Origin of the sequence: Yersinia sp. 2542 StPb PI, assembly GCF_048593855.1 — a bacterium.
Taxonomy (GTDB): Bacteria; Pseudomonadota; Gammaproteobacteria; order Enterobacterales; family Enterobacteriaceae; genus Yersinia; species Yersinia enterocolitica_E.
In genome coordinates this window covers 1-864 of the sequence record NZ_JAZGQA010000435.1, presented here as the reverse complement: position 1 = coordinate 864, position 864 = coordinate 1, and the positions used below count along the sequence as shown (strand labels likewise).

The window sequence follows — 864 nt, the reverse complement described above, 5'->3', positions numbered from 1 at the left end:
CTCACAACTTACACGGAATTGTATTGGCTAATAGTGGTAAAGTGCGTAAAGCAGAAGTGGCTATTGAAAAATCGCGGGCCTTATTTATTCCTGATGAGACGGCAATGAATAATCTTGCTGTAGTAGCAATGCTTGATAACCGTTATAGCGATGCAGTGAGAATATTATTACCTGATTATTTGGCGGGTAAAAAAAGCTCTTTAAGGTTACATAACCTGGTCTTTTCACTGATTCAACTCGGTGATACAACCTATGCAAAAAAAATCATTATTGCTGAAAAAATGGCTAAAGACCCGGATGAGTTAATACTCGCCCTAAGTCAAGTTCAGAGCCTTCAGCAAGAGAGATTAAGTGATAAAGGTGCGTAAATGAGTAAGATGAGAGAGCAATTCTCCTGTTCAAATGAGGGGTCGGTTACTATTGAGTTTACGGTAGTCTTTGTTCTATTTTTATTGACGTTACTCTCCTGTGCAGAGATAAGCCGTTTGCTCTATATCTCTGCCAGTTTAGATCTGGCGGTTTCAGAAGCAGTAAAATCGACTAAGAATAGAGAGGACAGCAATAGTGCCATATTGAGGCAAAGTTTAACTGCTCAGAATGGTATTTTAGGTGCTTTCATAACAAATAATAATGCGATTAATACTACTGTAGAATTTAGCAATAATATATCTGATCTCATTAATCAGATATACTCAGGCTCCGAAACGTCGCCACTGGCCAAATACACAGTAACTTATATCTATCACCCTCTTTTTTTCCCTATTCCCTCACACTGGGCTAATATCCAGTTATCACGCGAGGTGATTTTTGTACAAGAAAATCAATAATATAGACTTTATTAAAAACAACAATGGCTCAGCTATT

At 37.6% G+C, this 864-nt stretch carries 1 protein-coding gene and 1 pseudogene; both read left to right on the top strand.

Going from position 1 to position 864, the window contains the following annotated elements; translation table 11 throughout:
* A pseudogene (locus V1952_RS22130) lies at window positions 1-368 on the top strand (tight adherance operon protein); the annotation flags it as partial.
* Window positions 369-827, top strand: coding sequence for a TadE/TadG family type IV pilus assembly protein (locus V1952_RS22125; RefSeq protein ID WP_420072500.1), 459 nt, complete (start codon window positions 369-371; stop codon window positions 825-827).
* Window positions 828-864: the final 37 nt, after the last annotated feature.